Genomic DNA, 17379 nt, shown 5'->3' with positions numbered 1-17379 from the left:
GGGTGGTCTGGTCCGAGGATGCGGATTTGGTCAGCCAGCAGTTCGGTGAAGGCATCTGCCGCTGCTGTTGCGTTGCCGGTTTCGCCGAGCCAGGAGGCGAGATTGTTGCGTGCGGTGAGTGTGTCTAGATGATCAGGTCCAAGGTGTTGGTTCGCGCCAGCATGAAGCTCTTGGTGATAGGTGACCGCCGCGTGTACCTGTCCAGCTCTCCCCAGGCTGCTACCTGCGCGGAACAGCACGGAGTGGCCGTCCGGGTGCCAGAGGTGTGTGTTGGCATGGCCTGCCAGAACGCCGGTGTTGAATCTCAACATGGCTGCCAAGGCAGTGTCGCGCTCCACTGGTGGCCAACAGTTCAGCAGCGCGTCCGCGGCCACATGGCTCAATACAGATAGTCGGTCGCTGGGCAGTTGGTCCCGGGTTACCTTTTGCACCAGGGCGTGCACAAACACCTGGTCGGCGTCGAAGGAGATCAAGTTCAGGCGGCCCAGGTTGGCCAATGCCTCAGCGGCATCGTCCCCATCTACCTCCCCGCCACTACCGGAAGACAAGTAGCTCAAGACCGGCCCCGATGTGAGCACCGGCAATGGAATGCCGTTGGGATCCAGTAGCGACATCACCGTCAGCATCGGGCGCGCCAGCCCTACAGGCTCAAGTAGGTCAGCCGCCTCGATGGAGATCCCCCACGTGGTCACCACCGTGTCCCGCCGACCATCCACGCCGACCCACTCGCCAGGGAACATCCGCTTCAGCGAGCTCCGCGACCACTTCGCCACGTACTTGCGGCAGTCCATCCCAGGAGTCCGCTTCACATACGCCGCAGCCTGGCTGATCGCCAGCGGCAGGTGCCCAAGCAGTGCAGCCAGCTCAGCGATCCCCTCAACCTCCCCCAGCACCCCACGCAGGTACGCGTGCGACTCCGCAGCCGTGAACACCCCCACCTGTGCCAGCTCACTGCTATCCGCAGCCAACGCCCACGGCTCGTTCCGGCGTGTCGTCACCACCAGCCGCCCGTCCGGACCCTGCGGTAACAGCCCCGTCAACTCGCCCGGATCCGCCACGTCGTCGAACACCACCAGCCACGAATGGGTGGTGCACCAGTTCAGGAACTGGCGGTAGGCGTCCTCGTCATCGCCCGCGTCCGACACGACACGGCCCAGGTCCGCCAGACCGCTGACCACGCTGGTCCGGGTTGACGCGGTCACCCAGCCCACCAGGTCCACCGACCACGGCCGCCGGGCGTACTCCGCCGCCGTCTGGGTCTTGCCGACCCCGCCCAGGCCCGACAGCACCACACCGCCGCTGACCAGCGATTCCAGCTCCGGCACCGACCGCGGCTGGAAGTCTTTCACCACTGGCGGCACCGAGCTCGACCGGTACGGCAACCGCCCCGACCGACCGCCGCCCACGGTCACCTGGCCGTACACCGCCCCGATCTGCGCCGCCGCCCCCGACACGTCGCCGGTCAGCCGGTTGTCGTTCATGGGCACCATCATCCCGTACGGACTACCGTGCGGAGAGGTCTGATGTTTCGGCAGCCTCGTGTGGGGAGATGTGAGCGGGCATGACCACCCAGGAGAGTGCGCAGCCCGAGTTGAAGCGGGTCATCGGGCCCGGGCTGTTGCTGCTGTTCGTCGTCGGCGACATCATCGGGACGGGGGTGTACGCGCTCACCGGGACGGTCGCGGGCAAGATCGGTGGCGCGTTGTGGCTCCCCTTCCTGCTCGCCTTCGCGGTGGCGTTCCTGACCGCGTTCAGCTACCTGGAGCTGGTCGGCAAGTACCCCAAGGCCGCCGGGGCCGCGCTGTACGCCAACCGGGCCTTCAAGATCCAGTTCCTCACCTTCATGGTCGCCTTCGCGGTCATGTCGTCCGGGATCACCTCGGCCGCGTCGGCGGCGCAGGCGTTCGGGAACACCTACCTCAAGAAGCTGATGGGGGACTCGCTCGTCATCCCGACCGTCTGGATCGCGGTCGGGTTCATCGTGCTGCTGGCGGCGGTGAACTTCCGCGGCGTCGCGGAATCGTTGTGGGCCAACGTGGTGCTCACCGCGATCGAGCTGTCCGGGCTGCTCATCATCATCGTGGTCGGCTTCTACGCCATCGGGTCCGGGCAGGGCGACCCCGGCAGGCTCACCGAGATCGACACCACCGGGCAGAGTCCGCTGATCGCCATCAGCTCCGCCACCGCCCTGGCGTTTTTCGCGATGGTCGGCTTCGAGGACTCGGTCAACATGGCCGAGGAGTGCCGCGAACCGACCAAGATCTTCCCGCGCGCCATGCTCATCGGCATGGGCATCGCCGCCGTGATCTACGTGTTGGTCGCGGTCACCTCGTCCCTCCTGGTGCCGGCCGAAGACCTCGCCGGGGCCAAGAGCGACGCCCTGCTGAAGGTGCTCTCCGTTGGCGCGCCCGGCTTCCCGCTGTGGGTGTTCGCGCTGATCGGGTTGCTCGCGGTCATCAACTCCGCACTGATCAACATGCTGATGGCGAGCAGGCTCGTCTACGGCATGGCCAACGAGAAGATCATCCCGAAGGTGTTCGGCGCTGTGCACCCGCTGCGCAGGACGCCGTGGGTGTCCATCGTCTTTACCAGTCTGATCGCGGTCGTGCTGGTGGCCACAGTGGACATCAACCTGCTCGGCGGCACGACCTCGTTGCTGCTGCTGATCGTCTTCACCGTGGTCAACATCGCGGTTCTGGTGCTGCGCAAGGACGAGGTCGAGCACAAGCACTTCCGCGCCCCGACAGCGCTTCCGGTCATCGGCGCCATCACCTGCGCCTACCTGGCCAGTCCGCTGTCGGGACGCCCCGCGCGGGAGTACGGGATCGCCGCGATCCTGCTCGGCGTGGGAGTGGTGCTGTGGTTGATCAACCGGCTGGTGCACGGCCGGGTTCAGGTCGACGCGGAGAAGCTCAGCGTGTGAACGGTTCCAGCTCCGCCGCGTCGTGCGCGGAGAAGATCTTCACCTCGGCGCGGTGGGAGCGGAGCATAGTCCGCAAGCGCTCCTGATTGGCCTTGCGGGCCTTGCCCTCCACCTGCATCAGCGACTGGAACACGCGCAACCCCGGCGGGCACGACGGGGAAGGCGCCATCTCGGCGGCGTTGAAGTAGGAGTCGCCCGCGTGCAGCAGCCAGCCCTCGTCGGACCGCACCGCGACACCGCAATGGCCGCGGGTGTGCCCGGCCAGAGGCACCAACCGGAAGTCGTCCGACAGGCCCGTCAACCCCCGCACGGACTCCAGGCCCATCCACCGGTCCCCGCCGCCGCTCTCGTGCACCTCCCACTTCGGCCCGTGCGCCCAGTGCGCCTTCCGGTACCGCTGGCGCTCGCCCGCCGTCGCCTGGTCGAGCGCGGCGCGCAGTTCCGGGCCGTGCACGTGCACGCGGGCGTCCGGGAAGTCGACCAGACCGCCCGCGTGGTCCAGGTCGAGGTGGGTCAGGATGATGTGCCGCACGTCGGCCGGGTCGAAGCCGAGCGCGGCGACCTGGCGCACCGCCGCCTGCGACACGTCGAACGCCGGTCGCACCAGGGCCACGAACGGGCCGGGCAGGGTCTGCTTCGGCGTGGTCAGGTCCCGCACGCCGAACCCGGTGTCCACCAGCACGAGGCCGTCGTCGGACTCGGCCAGCAGCACGTGGCACACCATGTGCGCGTACCGGAACAACCCGGGTGCCCCGTCCACGAACCCGCCGCCCGGCGGGTGCATCGAACCGCAGTCCAAGTGGTGAACCCGCATGGTCATGCTCCCTTCAGCAACGGCGCGAGCATCGTGGCGACCGCGCGCAGCGGTGCGACATCGCGTTGGCTGCGCGCCACGAGCTGCGCCCCTTCCAGCGCGGCCAGCACGGCCGTCGCCAATGAGTCCGGTTCGGACAGTCCGTGCCTAGCGAGGTGCCCGCTGATCACCGCGTGCCACGAGGAGAACGCGGCGGCGCAGGCCTCGCGGACCCGCTCGGTGTCACCGGCGTCGTGCGCCAGTGTCCCGATCGGACAGCCCAGCTGGTAGTCGGAGTCCACCAGCCCGGCGGCCAGTGTCTCGGTGATCACCGACAGCGCCGCGGCCGGGTCCGGTGTCTGGCTGAACGCGACGTCCACCCAACCGCACACCTCGGCCGCGGCCAGTTCGACCGCCTCCGCCGCCAGTTGTTCCTTGCCGTCGGGGAAGTGGAAGTACAGCGACCCCTTGGGCAGCTTGCCCTCGCTGATCACCTGGTTCATGCCCGTGCCGTGGTAGCCGCGGGCGCGGAAGAGGTCGACCGCGGTGCGCAACGTGCGGTCGCGGGTGTCGGTCTGGCGTGCCATGGCGGTTACTATACAGACCGGTCTACAAAAAGCCAGGAACGTGAATCCCCCGTAGGCTCCCGGCATGGAGATCCAGATCAGCTCCGGCGCGACCACCGCGGCCATCACCACGACCGGTGCCACCCTGCGCGCCTTCGAGGTCGACGACGTCCCCTACCTGGAGACCTTCCCCGCGGGCGAGGCCGCGCCGATGGGCTCTGGCGCGATCCTGGTGCCCTGGCCCAACCGGGTGGCGGGCGCGAAGTGGTCGCACGGCGGCGCGACCCTCGACCTCGAGGTCACCGAGCCCGCCCGCGGCAACGCCAGCCACGGCCTGGTCCGCCGCGAGACCTGGGAAGTCGTGGAGCACGCTGACGCCTCCGCCACCCTCGCCGTGACCATCGACGAGCGCCCCGGCTGGCCCTTCCCGTTCCGCGCCACCATGACCTACGCCGTCGGCGCCGAGGGCCTCACCGTCACCCACGGCGTCACCAACCTGGGCACGGAGCCGATGCCCTTCGGCGTCGGCGCCCACCCGTACCCGCGCCCCGGCCGCGCCGAGGTCGACGACTGCGTGCTCACCCTCGCCGCCACCACGCACCTGCCGCTCGACCCCGAGCGCATGGTCCCGTCCGGCCCGGCCACCCCGATCGCCCGTTTTGCCCGCCTGGTCCGGGAAGTCACCCTCGACGACGCTTTCGGCGGCTGCCAGCCCGGTGACGACGGCCGGGTCCACCACACCCTGCGCGGCCCCGGCGGCGGCGTCGACCTGTGGGCCGACCCGGTCTTCCGGTGGGTCCAGGTGTACACACCGGACTCCTTCCCCGGCCACGACGGCGGCGCGGTCGCCGTCGAACCCATGACCTGCCCGCCGGACGCGCTGAACTCCGGTGTGGACCTGATCACCGCCGGTCCCGGCGAGCACTGGTCGGCTTCCTGGGGCATTACACCGATGGCGAAGACCCGCTGACCGTCGACACTGGACCGTGTTCACCGAGCCGGGCGGCGCACTCGCGGATAGGGTCTGCGGCGTGAAAATCGCGGTCACTGGCGGCTACGTTGTCCCGATCGATGGTCCCCCGATCGAGGGTGGCACGGTCCTGTTCGACGACGGGAAGATCCTCGCGGTCGGACCGTCGCACGAGGTCGAGATCCCCGACGGCACCGAGGTCGTCGACGCGTCCGGCTCCTGGGTGCTGCCCGGTTTCGTCGAGGCGCACGGCCACCTCGGCGTGCACGAGGAGGCCGAGGGCTGGGCGGGCCAGGACACCAACGAGATGACCGACCCGAACACGGCCCGGGTCAAGGCGATCGACGCCATCAACCCAGCCGACGAGGCCTTCCGCGACGCGCTCGCGGGCGGCGTCACCACCGTGGTGATCAAGCCCGGCTCCGGCAACGTCATCGGCGGGCAGACCGTCGCGGTGAAGGTCTGGGGCCGCACGGTCGACGAGATGCTGCTGCGCGACCCGGTGTCGATGAAGAGCGCGCTCGGCGAGAACCCCAAGCGGGTGTACGGCGACAAGAAGGTCATGCCCTCCACCCGGCTCGGCGTCGCGGCGATCATCCGCGAGGCGCTGACCAAGGCGCAGGACTACCGGGCCCGCCGCGAGCACGCCGCCGCCGAGGGCCAGCCCTTCGACCGCGACCTCACCAACGAGGCGCTCGCCAAGGTGCTCGACGGCGACCTGCCGTGGTGCCAGCACGCGCACCGCGCCGACGACATCGCCACCGCGCTGCGGCTGGCCGAGGAGTTCGGCTACCGGCTGGTGCTCAACCACGGCACCGAGGCGCACCTGCTGGCCGACCTGATCGCCGAGCGGGACGTGCCGGTGGTCATCGGGCCGCTGTTCACCAGCCGGGTGAAGGTCGAGCTGCGCCAGCGGACGCTGCGCAACCCGGGCATCCTCGCCCGCGCTGGCGTGCGGATCGCGATCACCACCGACCACCCGGTCGTGCCGATCAACTTCCTCGTCCACCAGGTCACCCTGGCGGTGAAGGAGGGCTTGGACGCGGACACCGGACTGCGGTCGATCACGGTCAACCCGGCGGAGATGATGGGCTTGGGCGACCGGGTCGGCGCGCTCAAACCGGGCCTCGACGCCGACGTCGTCATCTGGTCGGGTGACCCGCTTGACGTGATGAGCCGGGCCACCCGGGTGTTCGTCAGCGGTCGGCAGGTCTATGTGTTCAACGACGAGACCGGGCTCGGCGAGACCGCGGACCCGTACTACCGGGGCTGACCCGCGCGGCACGGCCACACCGCCAAGCATCGACGGGTCCGCGGGTGTTTGGGAGTGCGGTTGGCTCGATGGGGCGAGGTGCCCGTGTGTCCGTGCTGGGGTTGGGAGTGCGGTGGGCTCGATGGGGCGAACTTGTTTTGCGTGGGGCCCCTACAACACCCGTGGCAGGACCGCACAGCAGGGGCCGAAAAGCATGGCCCTGCTGCGAGGCGACGCTACGGGTGTTGTCCCCCCACGCAAAACAAGTCCGCCCCATCGAGCAAGAACAGGGGTGGGGTTGGTGGGGGGTGAGGGCGGGGGCGGGGCGTGAAGGGTGGGAGTGAGGGTGAGGGGGTGGATGGTGTCCACTCCGGACTCAGGGCATCGCGGTCGCTGAGATGATGTCGTCGACCGTGCTTTCCGGGTTTTGTCCACACGCGTAGAGGGTTCGGGCGACGATATAGGGTTCGTCCGCCCGGCGCGTTTCTCCGTGCTTTTCGTAGGCGCGGGCCAATAAACTGCGCTGTTCCGGTTCTTTCAACGCCCAGAATGTGCGGCACGGGGTTGTGCCGTCCAATTCCGCCTCTTCGACGACGCCGAGGTATAGCGCTCGGCCGCCGAGTACCAGGGCGATCGCGGCCACTGCGGCGCCTGCGCCGAGTAGTACCCGCTTGGACGGCCGCGGGTCCTTGCGCGCGGCGGGCCCGCGCTCCGCTGGGGCGCCCGCTGCCGAGGCCAGGCCTGCTACCGCGTCGCGGAAGCCGGGGTCGGTGGCGAACTCGTGGTTGAGCAGGTCGACCAGGGTGCGCCGGTGGCCGGGTGCGCTCGGGTCCGACTCGAACAGGTCGAACGCCTGGGCCCGTCGGATCCGGCGCAGTCTGCCGACCACGGCGTCGAGCAGGGTGTCGGCCGCCCGCTTGTCCGCGCCGTCAACACGGTGGGTCACCAGCCTGGCCAGGATGTCCACGACGTGCTCGGCAAGGATCGGCTGGCTCATCGATCACCCTCGTCCACGCGGTCGGCTGCGGTTCCCCACTGAGAGGGAATCGCCGGCGGACCGTAAAGCGTGATGGGCCCACCCGCGCGGGTTTTCGCCGTTTTCCCACTGACCGTTTTCCCAACCGGGTGGTTTCCCGCCGAGCGGGTCGATTCAGGCGCCGCGCAGTTGGCGAGCGATCACCATCCGTTGGATCTGGTTGGTCCCTTCGAAGATTTGCGGGACTTTGGCCTCTCGCAGGTACCGCTCGACCGGGAAGTCCCGGGTGTACCCGGCGCCGCCGAGCACCTGGACGGCGTCGGTGGTCACCCGCATGGCCGCGTCGGTGGCGATGAGCTTGGCGATCGAGGCCTGCCGGACGAACGGCAGCCCCCGGTCGCGCCGCCGCGCCGCCTCCAGGTAGGTGGCCCGCGCCGACTCCACCGCGGCCGCCATGTCGGCGAGCAGGAACTCCACGCCCTGGAACTCCGCGATCGCCCGGCCGAACTGGACCCGCTGCTTGGCGTAGGCCACCGCCTCGTCCAGCGCCGCCTGGGCCAGGCCGACCGCGCACGCGGCGATGCCCAACCGGCCGGAGTTCAGCGCGTTCAGCGCGATCTTGAAGCCCTGGCCCTCGGCGCCGAGCAGCCGGTCGGCGCCGACCCGGGCGCCCTCGAACAGCACCTGGGTTGTGGTGGACCCGGTCAGCCCCATCTTCTTCTCCGGTGCCGCGAACCCCAGTCCGGGGGTGCCCGCCTCGACCAGCAGGCAGCTGATGCCCCGGCCGCCGTCGTCGGAGGTCCGCACCATGGTCGTGTAGAAGTCGGCCTGGCCACCGTGTGTGATCCACGCCTTGGTGCCGTTCACCACGTAGTCGTCGCCGTCGCGGCGGGCCCGGGTGCTCAGCGCGGCCGCGTCCGACCCGGCGTGGCTCTCCGAGAGCGCGTAGGCGCCGAGCAGTTCGCCGCCCAGCATGTCCGGCAGCCACCGCCCGCGCTGCTCGTCGGTGCCGTGCTCGGCCAGCGCGTAGCAGGACATCGTGTGCACCGACAGGCCGACGCCGACCGACATCCACGCGGTCGCGACCTCCTCCAGCACCTGCAGGTACACCTCGTAGGACAGCGCGGCGCCGCCCCAGCGCTCCGGGTAGGGCAGCCCGAGCAGGCCGCTGCGGCCCAGCAGCCGGAACTGCTCGCGCGGGAACCTGGCCTGCTCCTCGTACTCGGCGGCCAGCGGCGCGAGCTCGTCGCGGGCGATCTCGCGGGTCAGCTTGAGCAGGTCCTCAGCCTCGGTCGAGGGCAGCAGGCGCTCGGCAGGCATGGTCGGGCCTCCGGGGTACCAGAACCAGTACTACAGGACGCCTCAGAGTACTGTCCGGGTCGCTGAGCTGTCGATACTCTGCAGGTATGACTCGGCGGAACCCGACAGCGCGGCAGGCGGCACTGCTGGAGGAACTGCTGGGCATCTTCCTCGCGGAGGGGTTCGCCGACACCACCCTCGACGACTTCGCGGCGCGGTTGCGCTGCTCGAAGTCCACCTTGTACGCGCTCGCGCCGAGCAAGGAGCAGTTAGCCCGCAAGGTGGTCGGTCACTTCTTCCGCTGCGCCACCGAACGGGTCGAGAAGCGGGTGGCGCTGGCCACCGACGCCCGCGCCAGCATCGCCGCCTACCTCGAGGGCGCCGCCACCGAGATGACCGTCGCCTCGCCCGCCTTCATCGCCGACGTCGCCGCCTTCGCCCCCACCCGCGCGGTGTACGAACGCAACGCCAAAGCCGCCGCCGAGCGGATCCGCGAGTTCATCCGAGCGGGTGTCGCCGAGGGCCTGTTCCGCGACGTGCACGCCCCACTGGTCGCCGAGATGGCCGGGTGGCTCATCGAGGGCATCCAGACCGGCGTACTCGGCCACCGCGCGGGCGTCTCCGACGGCGAGGCCTTCACCGCCCTCGCGGACCTGTTGCTCGACGGTTTGAACCGTTCACAAGGCGGCATTGATTCGGTGAAAACCCAGCTGCGCCTGTGATACGTGTCCCAACCGTGCTAACGGGCCCCGGCCACGGCTGTCCGTAATGCGCGCGGAGCACTAGCGTAGGAGGCTCAGGACCCCAATGGGGCGGTGCTGCGCATTATCGCACCCGACCAGGGCCGTTCCGGCTCGGCCGTACCGCCGCCCTGCCCGAGTGTGAGAGGTACTTGCATGCCCGACGGGACCGCTGTGCCCACCGGCACCGAGCAGACCGCCGCCCTCCGTTACCCCGGCGGCGAGCACGAGATGGCGATCGAGGCCGCAACCGAAGGCACGTCAGGCGTCGACCTGGGCAAGCTGCTGGCCAAGACCGGGTTGGTCACCCTCGACCCCGGCTTCGTCAACACCGCGTCCTGCTCGTCGGCCATCACCTACATCGACGGCGACGCGGGCATCCTGCGCTACCGGGGCTACCCGATCGAGCAGCTCGCCGAACGCTCCACCTTCATCGAGGTCAGCTACCTGCTCATCTACGGCGAGCTGCCCAGCCAGGCCGAGCTGGACGACTTCGCGCACAAGATCAGCAGGCACACGCTGCTGCACGAGGACCTCAAGCGCTTCTTCGACGGCTTCCCGCGCGACGCGCACCCGATGCCGGTGCTGTCGTCCGCGGTGTCCGCGCTGTCCACCTTCTACCAGGACAGCCTCAAGCCGTTCGACTCCCACCACGTGGAGATCTCGACCATCCGCCTGCTGGCGAAGCTGCCCACCATCGCGGCCTACGCGTACAAGAAGTCCGTCGGCCAGCCGTTCCTCTACCCGGACAACTCCCTTGGCCTGGTGGAGAACTTCCTGCGGATGACCTTCGGGTTCCCGGCCGAGAACTACGACCTCGACCCGGCCCTGGTGCGCGCGCTGGACCTGCTGTTCATCCTGCACGCCGACCACGAGCAGAACTGCTCGACCTCGACGGTCCGCCTCGTCGGTTCCTCCGAGGCCAACCTGTTCGCGAGCGTGTCGGCGGGCATCAACGCGTTGTTCGGCCCGCTGCACGGTGGCGCCAACAGCGCGGTCCTCGAGATGCTCGAGGGAATCCGCGACTCCGGCGGCGACGTCGACTCGTTCGTCAAGAAGGTCAAGAACAAAGAAGACGGCGTGAAGCTCATGGGCTTCGGGCACCGGGTCTACAAGAACTACGACCCGCGCGCCGCCATCATCAAGAAGACCGCCGACGAGATCCTCGGCAAACTCGGCGGTGACGACTCCCTGCTGCACATCGCCAAGCAGCTCGAAGAGCACGCACTCGCCGACGACTACTTCATCCAGCGCAAGCTCTACCCGAACGTGGACTTCTACACCGGCCTGATCTACCGGGCGATGGGCTTCCCCACCAAGTTCTTCACGGTGCTGTTCGCCCTCGGCCGCCTCCCCGGCTGGATCGCCCACTGGCGCGAGATGATGAACGACCCGGCCACCAAGATCGGCCGCCCGCGCCAGGTCTACACCGGCCACACCGAGCGCGAGTACAAGTCCGTCACCGAACGCTGACCCACCCCCACCACTCAAGGCACAACCACCACCCTCTCCACTCTGCTTCTGCTCGATGGGGCGGACTTGTTTTGCGTGGGGGGACGGCACCCGTAGCGTTTCCTCGCGGCAGGGCCAGTCTTTTCGGCCCCTGCTGTGCGGACCTGTCACGGGTGTTGTAGGGGCCCCGCGCAAAACAAGTTCGCCCCATCGAGCCAACCGCATTCCCAGCCACCCGCGGCCACACGGGCACCTCGCCCCATCGAGCCGACCGCACTGCCAGCCACAGCGCGGACACACGGATACCCCGCCCGGCGAGCCGCACGCACTCCCAGCCACAGCGCGGACACACTGCTTGAGCCCACCGCACCGGGCTCCAGTGCATTGGGCCCACCGCACTGAGCTCCACCCGCACGAAGCGGCGCCACCCCACCCCGGGGCGGCGCCGCTCGCCGTCCCGGGGGTTGATCACCCGAGCGGACCTCCGGGGGTTGATCACCTGAGCACAATGGCTGCATGGGTGATGCCAAGAACTCGCTGCCGGGCAAGGCGCGGGACGTTGTGCAGGCCCGCAAGGTCGGCGATGTCGTCTTCCGCTCGAACGACCGCCGCGGTGTGTACGCGTTGGCGGCGCTCGCGTTGGCACTGGTCGCCGGGATCGTGGTGATCGCCGTGCAGCCCGACCCCGTCCCGGAGGCGCCGCCGGTCGCTGACCGGGGTCCACCTGTCGCTGCGGTTGCCAGGCTCGACGTGCCGTGCACCTCGGGTTGGGTCATCCCGGACCGGGGCGACGCGCCGATCCCGTACCGCGACGGCCTGCCCGCCGACGCCGTGGCGAGCAGCGGCACGGTGGTCACCGTCACGGTGCAGGGGCTGACCGGGAAAGCCGTGGTCTTGCAGGGGATGTCGGTCGAGGTGGTGCGCCGCTCGCCCGCCCCGGCCGGGGTCTACCTGCCGTCCGTGTGCGCTGGTGATCTCCGGCCGAGGAAGTACAGCGTTGCGCTGGATGCCGCCGAACCCCAGGTCGTGGCTGAGGCGGGCGCCGGTGGATTCCCCTACCGGGTCAGCGAAACCGAGCCGGAGCAGTTCGTGATCACTGTCCTGACGAAGGCCGGTGACGTGCAGTGGCGGTTGTTGCTGTCATGGACTTCCGGCACCGAGAGTGGGGAACTGGTGGTGGATGACAACGGGAAACCTTTCCGCACGGCGGCGGGATCGTCGTCGCGGCAGTTCTGCGTATCGGAGATGAAGACGTGGCAACCGGTGTGTTAGCCCGTATCGGTGTGGTGGCTGTACTGCTCGCGGCCACGGTGTCGTGTGATCCAGAACCGAACCCGCCAGCACCCGCCCCCGCATTGCCAACCTGGACGCCGCTGGAGAACAAGACGCCGCTGAGCTTCGACTACGGCGCGCGGGCGGTCGGCTGGGACCGCGGTTTCCTCGTAGCGAAGACCATCCCGGACAACCCACCTGCGGTTCACGTGTCCAAAGACGGCGTCGACTGGCGGGTATCGACCTCACCCGACTTCACCTGGATCGCCTCGACCGTCGGCACGGTCGCCGCGGGCTACGGTCCGGCCGCTTACGTCGCGGGGTGGAGCGCGCGCGGACCGGTCGTCTGGCGCACCGAGGACGGAGCTGGCTGGGACAGCGTCCCGTTGGCGCGCAACCAGTTCACGACCCGGTCGCCGTTCGAGGCGGACACCGCCATCGTCGCCGGTCCGCGGGGTGTGCTCTTGGTCGCGTGGGGCAGGGCCCTCGAGGAGACCGATCCCGACATCTACGTCTGGTACTCGCCGGACGGGAAGTCCTTCCCCGCCGCCGTTGCGCGTTCGATCCCGCTGGCCGTGGGCAAACCCCGGGTCGTGACCGCCGCCGCCACCCCGGAAGGCTTCCTCCTCGCGGTCTCCGACCCGGGGCGCGCGACGCTGCTCCAGTCCGCTGACGGCAAGGACTGGCAAGACCTCTCCGGTGGGTTCCCGCAGGGTGAGTACGTCACGGTCGAGACCGTCGCGGGCAACGCGCGGACGGTGGTGGTGGAGCGCCAGATCGAACTGGACCCGGACAACCCGTCCGATGAACCCAGGATCTGGTACCGCCGGGACGGCTCGTGGCACGCGGCACGGGTCGACCCCGGCCAACTCCCGGACGCGGGCGTCGTCCCGGTGAGCCAGCGCGATGTCTGGGCCATCCGCCCCTGGGGTGCCGGGTTCGTCGCCGTCGGGGAGACCCTGGGCGATGTGTCCGGCGTGGTGTGGCACTCGGCCGACGGCGCCGACTTCACCCGACTCCCCGCCCGGGCCAACGGGTTCGACCGGGCCATGCGGATCACCGACGTCGCGGTGAGCGGCACCACGGCGATCGCGTTCGGCATGCCGGTGCAGCGGCTCGACGCGGAGTCCGCCGATGCCGTGCTCTGGCGGACCGACCCGCCCTGATCGGGTGGCCGTTCGGCGGTGGGGCGGGGTCCTGGGTAGCGTTGCGCGCCGTGACTTCGGTGGTGTGGTTTCGACGTGATCTGCGGACCGGGGACCACCCCGCGCTGCTCGCCGCCGCGGAGCGGGGGTCCCGGGCGCTGGGGCTGTTCGTCCTCGACGAGCGGCTCGGGGCGCCGTCGGGGAATGCGCGGTTGGCGTTCATGTACCGCTGCCTGCGCGACCTCGACGAGCAGTTGGACGGCCGGTTGCTGGTGGTGCGCGGCGACCCGGTGGACGTGGTGCCGCGGGTGGTGGCCGCGGTCGGGGCCGACTCGGTGCACGTGTCGGCGGACTTCGGTCCGTACGGCCGGGAGCGGGACGCGGCGGTGGCGAAGGCGCTGGACGTCGACTTCGTGCGCACCGGGTCGCCGTACGCGGTGGCGCCGGGGCGGGTGCTGAAGTCCGACGGGGAGCCGTACCGGGTGTTCACGCCGTTCAGCCGGGCGTGGCGCGAGCACGGGTGGCGCAAGCCCGCGGACACCTCTGCCTCTACTGTGGACTGGATTGATCCCTCCGAAAAGGACGGTGGACCCCGGCGCGTGCGGATCCCCGACGACCCGGCGGTGTCCGCCGAGCTCCCGGCCGCGGGGGAGCGGGCCGCCCACGACGCCTGGGCCGAGTTCGACGCCGAGCACTACAAGCGCGACCGGGACCGGCCTGACGTCGACGGGACCAGCCGCATGTCCGCGTACCTGCGCTGGGGCTGCGTGCACCCGAGGACCCTGCTGGCCGACCTCGGCCACTCCGAGGGCGCCCAGACCTACCGCAACGAACTGGCTTGGCGCGACTTCTACGCGGACGTGCTGTGGCACCGCCCCGAGACCGCCCGCGAGAACTACAACCCCAAGTTCAACGCGATGTCGCACGACACCGGCGCCACCGACCACTTCGACGCCTGGTGCCGGGGCGAGACCGGTTACCCCATCGTCGACGCCGGGATGCGGCAGTTGCTCGCGGAGGGCTGGATGCACAACCGGGTCCGCATGATCGTCGCCAGCTTCCTGGTCAAGGACCTGCACCTGCCCTGGTGGTGGGGTGCCCGGCACTTCATGCGCCACCTGGTCGACGGCGACCTGGCGTCCAACCAGCACGGCTGGCAGTGGACCGCTGGTTCCGGCACCGACGCGGCCCCCTACTTCCGCGTCTTCAACCCGACGACGCAGGGGGAGAAGTTCGACCCGAGCGGCGATTACGTGCGCCGCTACGTCCCCGAGTTGCGCGGGGTGGCGGGCAAGAAGGCCCACCAGCCCCCGGACGTCCCCGGCTACCCCGCCCCGATCGTCGACCACAAGCACGAGCGGGAAGTCGCCCTGGAGCGCTACGGCAAGATCAAGTGATCACCGGACGCCGATGATGAGCCCCTCGATGTGCTCGAACACGTCGGCGTTGGTCTCCCGCTGCCAAGGGGACAGCTGGTCCCAGTCGGCCGCGGGCGCGCCGCCGTGCCGGTTGGCCTGAGCCGACCAGCACAGCGCGACGAACCGTCCTTTCTGGACCCGGCTCAACCCCTCGGTCCCGCCCGCCTCGACGAAGGCGCGGACCAGCGCGTACACCTCGTTGGCGCTCGCCCGCTCCCACTCGGGCAGCTCCGACCACAGCGCCACGTACCCCGTGTCGGAGAAGTGCTTGCGCACCCCGTCCACCCACGCCCGCCGGAACACCTGCCCGCCCTCGATCACCACTGGCCTCCCCGCTCCCGCCCGTTCGACGGCTGCCACGCTACGCACCGGCGGGGGCTTCCTACAGGGCCAAGCTGGTCACGCTTTGCGCAGCGCCTCGCGCAACGGCAGCCGCGGACCGGTGCGCAGCACGGCCCTGGCGTAAATGCGACCGGCCAACCAGGTGAGCGCGGCCACCGAGACGAGCATCAGCACGACGGCGAGCGCGACGTCCCACCCGGTCGCCGTGCCCAGCGCCAACCGCCCCGGCATCAAGATCGGTGCGAACGGGGGCAAAACCGACAGCACCGCCGTCGCACTCGAGTTGGGGATGCGTGACAGCAAGCCGAAGCCGAGCACGAACGCCAGGACCAGCACCGAGGTGACCGGCAGCAGGACCGATTGCGTCTCCTCCTGGCGCGACACCAGCGAACCGGCCGCGGCGAACACCGTGGCGTAGAACAGGTAGCCCAGCAGGTACCACAGCAGGCCCCAGAGCAGCGTCCCCACCGCGACGCCCGGGATGGTCAACACGTCGGTCACCACGGCCAGCACCACGCCGACCCCGCCGACCACGGTCAGCTGGGCCAAGCCGACCAGCCCCAGCCCGACGACCTTGCCCGCCAGCAACTCCCACGGGCGCACCGCCGCGAGCAGGATCTCCACGACCCGGCTGGACTTCTCCTCGACGACACCCTGGGCGACCATCGTCCCGTACAGCAGCAACGACAGGTACAGCAGCGCGACGATGACGAGCGCCATAGCCAGGCGCTCGTCGTGGGTCGGGTCCGGCGCGCGCAGCGACCGCACGTCGACCGTCGCGTCGGCCACCGTCCCCAAGACGTGGTCGGGGTCCAACTCCTCGACCGCGGCCAGTTGGGCCCGCAGGACCTCTTCCTGGACCAGCGTGTTCAGCGCCCGCCGCAGGTTCTCGTCGAGGGACTCGTCCACCACCACGTGCAGCGCGGCGGGGGTACCGGTCACCAGCGCGTCCAGGTCACCGTCGAGGACAGCGGCCTCACCGGCCGAGGCGTCGCGGACCGTGCTGACCTGGACGTCCAGCCCGAGCGAACGGGCCTCCTCGGCCAGCGGCGCGGAGATCGCCGCCGCCTGGCCGGACAGCCCGACCCGGGTGACGCGCTCGCCGCCGAACAGGGTGCTCTGCATGAGCACGAACCCGACCAGGATGGCGATCGAGACCGCCGTGCCGACGAGGAAGGACCTGGCCCGCAGCCTGGTGCGCAACTCCCGCCGCGCCACCAGCCACACCGTGTGCCGCGAGGTCACCTGCTGCCCACTCCCACCACATCACGGTACAACTCCGCCAGCGACGGGTGGTGGTGGGTGAACCCGCGCACCCGGCCGGTGGCCAGCGCCGCGGCCAGGATCGGCTGGTCGTCGACCCCGGGCGCGACCCGCAGCCGCGTCTGTCCGCTGTGGACCCCCAGCACGGTGACCCCGGGCAGCCCGCTTGCCCAGTCCGGCGGCGCGTCCGGCGCCTCGACCACCAGCGTGCTGCCGGTGCCCGCGCGCAACTGCTCGACCGTCCCGCACGCCACGATCCGACCGGCCGCGACGATCCCCACCCGGTCGCACAACCGCTCGACCAGGTCGAGTTGGTGGCTGGAGAACACCACCGGCACCCCGGCGCGCGCCTGCTCGCGCAGCACCTCGACCAGCACGTCGACCGCGAGCGGGTCCAGCCCGGAGAACGGCTCGTCGAGCACCAGCAGCAGCGGGTCGTGCACCAGCGCGGCGGCCAGCTGCACCCGCTGCTGGTTGCCCAGGCTCAGCCGCTGCAGCTCGGTGTCGCGGTGCTCGCGCAGGCCGAGCCTGCTGATCCAGTGCTCCGCAGCCCGGTGCGCGGCGTTGATGCCCGCGCCGTGCAGCTCGGCGAGGTAGACCAGCTGCTCCAGGACCCGCATCCGCGGGTAGAGGCCGCGCTCCTCCGGCAGGTAGCCGAACCGCCGCCGCGCCGCGTGCTCGACCGGGGCGCCCGCGAACCGCACCGACCCGGCGTCCTGGGCCAGCACGCCGAGCACGATCCGCATCGTGGTCGTCTTGCCCGCGCCGTTGCCGCCGACGAAGCCGAACAGCTCACCGGCGGCCACGTCGAAGGTGACGCGGTCGCAGGCCAGCACGTCGCCGAAGCGCTTGGTGACGCCGTCGACCTCGAGCATCGCCCACCTCCCACGGCCCAGTATTGCGGGTCGGGCGACCCCGGTTACCCGCTGGTCGGGTGCGCCTGCAAACGAGTTGGTCGATTGCCGCCC

The 17379-nt window shown here is 70.1% G+C and carries 16 protein-coding genes; 8 read left to right on the top strand and 8 right to left on the bottom strand.

What is annotated here, in order from left to right; genetic code table 11:
• Nucleotides 1-1481: tetratricopeptide repeat protein (locus tag LV75_RS21310; protein ID WP_253888754.1), on the bottom strand; the 1481-nt coding region annotated here is incomplete at its 3' end.
• An 80-nt stretch (nucleotides 1482-1561) separates the two neighbouring features.
• On the opposite strand from LV75_RS21310, the gene LV75_RS21305 reads away from it, so the two are divergent.
• On the top strand, nucleotides 1562-2923 hold the full coding sequence (locus LV75_RS21305) for an APC family permease (protein WP_253888753.1): 1362 nt from the start codon (nucleotides 1562-1564) through the stop codon (nucleotides 2921-2923).
• Here LV75_RS21305 and LV75_RS21300 read toward each other — a convergent pair.
• Nucleotides 2913-3737 carry an MBL fold metallo-hydrolase gene (locus tag LV75_RS21300; RefSeq protein WP_253888752.1) on the bottom strand — a complete coding sequence of 275 codons (825 nt, stop codon included), beginning with the start codon at nucleotides 3735-3737 and terminating at the stop codon, nucleotides 2913-2915. The genes LV75_RS21305 and LV75_RS21300 overlap by 11 nt on opposite strands.
• A 2-nt stretch (nucleotides 3738-3739) precedes the next feature.
• Nucleotides 3740-4303 carry a TetR/AcrR family transcriptional regulator gene (locus LV75_RS21295; protein WP_253888751.1) on the bottom strand — a complete coding sequence of 188 codons (564 nt, stop codon included), beginning with the start codon at nucleotides 4301-4303 and terminating at the stop codon, nucleotides 3740-3742.
• 64 nt (nucleotides 4304-4367) lie between these two features.
• Here LV75_RS21295 and LV75_RS21290 point away from each other — a divergent pair, with 64 nt between their 5' ends.
• Both LV75_RS21290 and LV75_RS21285 read left to right on the top strand, forming a co-directional pair.
• Entirely contained in the window at nucleotides 4368-5252 is an 885-nt protein-coding gene (locus tag LV75_RS21290; protein ID WP_253888750.1) for an aldose 1-epimerase family protein, read from the top strand.
• A gap of 61 nt (nucleotides 5253-5313) precedes the next feature.
• Nucleotides 5314-6525 carry an amidohydrolase gene (locus tag LV75_RS21285; protein WP_253888749.1) on the top strand — a complete coding sequence of 404 codons (1212 nt, stop codon included), beginning with the start codon at nucleotides 5314-5316 and terminating at the stop codon, nucleotides 6523-6525.
• A 355-nt stretch (nucleotides 6526-6880) separates the two neighbouring features.
• On the opposite strand, the gene LV75_RS21280 is transcribed toward LV75_RS21285, so the two are convergent.
• Nucleotides 6881-7501, bottom strand: coding sequence for a hypothetical protein (locus LV75_RS21280; protein WP_253888748.1), 621 nt, complete (start codon nucleotides 7499-7501; stop codon nucleotides 6881-6883).
• A 153-nt stretch (nucleotides 7502-7654) separates the two neighbouring features.
• Entirely contained in the window at nucleotides 7655-8800 is a 1146-nt protein-coding gene (locus tag LV75_RS21275; RefSeq protein WP_253888747.1) for an acyl-CoA dehydrogenase family protein, read from the bottom strand.
• Between the two features lie 86 nt (nucleotides 8801-8886).
• Between LV75_RS21275 and LV75_RS21270 the strand changes: the two genes are divergently transcribed.
• From LV75_RS21270 to LV75_RS21250, 5 genes are all read left to right on the top strand, one after another.
• Nucleotides 8887-9501: a TetR/AcrR family transcriptional regulator gene (locus tag LV75_RS21270; protein WP_253888746.1), complete on the top strand. Its 615-nt coding sequence runs from the start codon at nucleotides 8887-8889 to the stop codon at nucleotides 9499-9501.
• Between the two features lie 174 nt (nucleotides 9502-9675).
• Nucleotides 9676-10992: a citrate synthase gene (locus tag LV75_RS21265; protein ID WP_253888745.1), complete on the top strand. Its 1317-nt coding sequence runs from the start codon at nucleotides 9676-9678 to the stop codon at nucleotides 10990-10992.
• Between the two features lie 495 nt (nucleotides 10993-11487).
• Nucleotides 11488-12243 carry a hypothetical protein gene (locus LV75_RS21260; RefSeq protein ID WP_253888744.1) on the top strand — a complete coding sequence of 252 codons (756 nt, stop codon included), beginning with the start codon at nucleotides 11488-11490 and terminating at the stop codon, nucleotides 12241-12243.
• 83 nt (nucleotides 12244-12326) lie between these two features.
• Nucleotides 12327-13409, top strand: a complete 1083-nt coding sequence (locus LV75_RS21255) for a hypothetical protein (protein WP_253888743.1) — start codon at nucleotides 12327-12329, stop codon at nucleotides 13407-13409.
• A gap of 41 nt (nucleotides 13410-13450) precedes the next feature.
• Nucleotides 13451-14785, top strand: a complete 1335-nt coding sequence (locus LV75_RS21250) for a cryptochrome/photolyase family protein (RefSeq protein WP_301319521.1) — start codon at nucleotides 13451-13453, stop codon at nucleotides 14783-14785.
• Here LV75_RS21250 and LV75_RS21245 read toward each other — a convergent pair whose 3' ends face one another.
• The 3 genes from LV75_RS21245 to LV75_RS21235 all read right to left on the bottom strand — a co-directional run bounded on the left by LV75_RS21245 (nucleotide 14786) and on the right by LV75_RS21235 (nucleotide 17286).
• Entirely contained in the window at nucleotides 14786-15127 is a 342-nt protein-coding gene (locus LV75_RS21245) for a hypothetical protein (protein ID WP_308211016.1), read from the bottom strand.
• A 78-nt stretch (nucleotides 15128-15205) separates the two neighbouring features.
• Nucleotides 15206-16393, bottom strand: coding sequence for an ABC transporter permease (locus LV75_RS21240; protein WP_253888741.1), 1188 nt, complete (start codon nucleotides 16391-16393; stop codon nucleotides 15206-15208).
• Nucleotides 16390-17286: an ABC transporter ATP-binding protein gene (locus LV75_RS21235; RefSeq protein ID WP_253888740.1), complete on the bottom strand. Its 897-nt coding sequence runs from the start codon at nucleotides 17284-17286 to the stop codon at nucleotides 16390-16392. The genes LV75_RS21240 and LV75_RS21235 overlap by 4 nt, the downstream gene beginning before the upstream one ends.
• Nucleotides 17287-17379: the final 93 nt, after the last annotated feature.

It is taken from the genome of Actinokineospora diospyrosa (assembly GCF_024171925.1).
In the GTDB taxonomy this organism is placed as follows: Bacteria; Actinomycetota; Actinomycetes; order Mycobacteriales; family Pseudonocardiaceae; genus Actinokineospora; species Actinokineospora diospyrosa.
The sequence above is the reverse complement of the archived record's forward strand: the minus strand, read 5'-3'. Positions and strand labels throughout refer to the sequence as shown.